This is a genomic window from Microbulbifer sp. (genome assembly GCF_051659245.1).
In the GTDB taxonomy this organism is placed as follows: Bacteria; Pseudomonadota; Gammaproteobacteria; order Pseudomonadales; family Cellvibrionaceae; genus Microbulbifer.
In genome coordinates this window covers 1-2,928 of record NZ_JBOFOC010000137.1, presented here as the reverse complement: position 1 = coordinate 2,928, position 2,928 = coordinate 1, and the positions used below count along the sequence as shown (strand labels likewise).

The 2,928-nt window shown below is 57.1% G+C and carries 1 protein-coding gene; it reads left to right on the top strand.

From position 1 onward, the window contains the following. Nucleotides 1-1,340: 1,340 nt before the first annotated feature. On the top strand, nt 1,341-2,928 hold a 1,588-nt coding region (locus tag ACRC0P_RS13975; RefSeq protein ID WP_438631916.1), incomplete at its 3' end, for a DUF7507 domain-containing protein.

Sequence of the window (2,928 nt, the reverse complement as noted above, 5' to 3'; positions counted from 1 at the left end):
GTTAGCTCAGCTTCCTGCTCTTTCGTTAATACTATCGCTGGGGCAACTCGCATTTCCTCGCTCCAATGTCGCCTCGAGTAAAAACCGTTGGAGCGGGTCGTTCCACATAAGTTCCATCAAGAACCAAACGCTACACTAGAAACTCAAGTTTTCGGGGTTCAGTCCCGGCTTGTGCCCTCTGCAGATGCCTGGCAGAGCGAGGTGGCGCTGTGCAATGTGGCCAATGAATACCCTTACGACAATCACAGCGAGAAGGTTCTCTCCCTGCGCGGTAACCCCACAAACAGCGAACAGCATCAACAGCGGCAGCCTCGTATTGAGGGATCAGCCCGATTACGTCGAAAGAGAAAGTCTTCCCCACTGAGAATCAACCAGCAGGTGCTGACGGCGATGCAGCGCTGGGCGAACGACGACCTGTGCAGCCCTGAACGTACAGGTCGAATAAGTGTTGTGCGATGCGCTGGTGCAGTCCGGCCGTTTCGGTGCGTCAAGTTGGTGCAAAAAATGGTAACAGAGATCGGGGAGAGGGAGGCATCTCCCGGAGATGCATAAATAATTTCCAGGCTAATAAATCGCCATAATTGATGTCCGGATTGTCACGAGAGTCCTGTCAATAAAGGAAAATTTGCGTGAAGCTAAGGAGAAATTATGGCGCTCTCGTATCTGAATAAACTGATTAAGAGATTAGTGGCCGGGAGTCTTTTGAAACCGGTTTCATATATGGAGGCTACGCCTCGAAAAGTCGGATTCCGCTTAAATTCTGAAAATTTATAAAACTGACCTTTAGTCTATTGAGGCGCAATTATTAATTTTATTGGGAAAATTTTCCTATCTGTGAGTCTAAATAGAACATTTTTTCACGATAATAATTTCCACCTTTTCCTGCTTGTTGATTCACAATCGATTGGGAATAATCGCCCGCCAATTGGTCACGGAATAATAAGAAGTTTCCCGTGAAGATGGCGGGTAGTCGAAGTTCCCAACCCGGATTGGATATGCGCGGCGCCGCTCGTGCCGGCTTATCCCTGATGTTTTTTCTATCAGTTTCCGGGTGATCCCAAGTGACGATCCGTCACAAACCTACACTGACCACCCGCTCGATCGCAGAACAATTCTGTGGTTATTGGCCTCGGTACCGAATAAGAAAAGTGCTCTTGTGGCACCACACAATCTGCTTGACCGATATTGCTTATTAAAGGGTTGATATGAACGCTTGGGGGATTGGCTTTTGCGCCGCTTTTTTGTCGTATGCCGTTCGTGCAGGTAACCGGGCGGGTGCTGCATCCGGGCACCGGGAGCCCGTCCGGCTGCTCAACCACCAGTGCCGGGGGCGCGATCCCATGCTCCTGAGTGCACTGTCCGGATTGCGGCGGGCGTTCCCGGCCCCTGAATTCAAGCGGTCCTTCGCCCGCCACTTCCGCTGGCTGGTCGCCGCCGCCGCCTTTGCCCTCTGTGCGCCGCTTCAGGCGCAGATGCAGAGAGGCTTCGCTAACCAGGGCTTCGAACTGCCGGATCTGCAGAGCGCCGGCTGCCGCGTCTATATCGATCACGCCCTGGTGCCCGGCTGGATTACCAACCACCCCGATTATGGACAGGAAAACGTCGGCGGATGCACTGTGCCGTCCGGATTCGTCGCCGGCCAGGCGGCGCCGATCATCGAGTTGTGGGATACCCCGCGCAGTGGCGTCAATGCGCGCGGCGGCTCGCAACTGGCGGAGCTGAACGCCGAGCAGGAGTCGCGCCTTTCGCAGAGCGTGTGCCTGATCAACGGCGAGCAGGTGGATTGGGCTTTCAGCCACCGGGGGCGGGAAAGCAGTACCGCGCAGGATGTGATGGAGCTCCTGGTAGGTAGCGACCCGGTGGTGCGGGCAGGTACCACCAACAACGGTAGTGGTGGCGTAATTACCGAGTATTTGGGCAGCGCCACATCGACAGCGGGACCGGACGGTTGGCGCGATTACTCGGGAAGTTTTACCTACACCGGAGCCAGCGGGCTTGTCGATATCGGTTTCGAGGCCATCTCCACTGCCCAGGGCAATATTGCCTATGGCAACTTTCTCGATGAAGTCCGGGTGACTTTGGCGCCGAATATCGAGCTTTCCTCCGACTCTTTTACCTCGCCCGAAGGCGATAACACCAGCGGCCTGCCCGAACTGGTGGTGACCGGCACCGTGGTCGCGGATATCGATGTAACCCTGTCCGTAGTCGGCGGTACCGCCGACCTCGTCGACGATTTCACGACGCCGGGCGGTGGCAGCAGTTTTACTGTCACTGTTCCGGCCGGCAACTACGACGGCACCAGCTCCTTGTCCTTGGGGGTGGCTTCGCTCGACGACGCCATTGTCGAGGGCGACGAGACGGTGGAATTCGAGGTCGCCGCCAGCCCCGGCGACTACAATGTGGCCTCCACCACCAGCTGTGGCGCTGCGGCAAACACTACTGCCACCTGGACCATAACGGACACCACGCCGGAGCTGAGCCTCAACAAAATCGCCGGCGCGCCCAGCGGCAACAGCGCCGGCGACACTATCGACTACACCTTTACCGTCACCAATACCGGCAGTGTCACCGTCGACGGCATCGCCATCACCGACGCGCAACTGGATGCGGCCGCGACCTGCGACACCACCACTCTGGCCCCGGGCGCCATCGCCACCTGTAACGGTATCCATACCATTACCCAGGCCGAAGTCGACGCCGGTACCGTCGACAATACGGCGACGGCGAGTGGCACCGACCCGGGCAGCAATCCGGTCAGCGCTAATGACAGCACCAGTACGGCATTAACTGCTTCGCCCGCTCTGGACTTGAACAAAGTAGCCGGTGCACCCAGCGGCAACAGCGCCGGGGACACCATCGCTTACACCTTTACCGTCACTAACACGGGCAATGTCACCATTGACGGCATCGCCATCGCCGATCCACAAC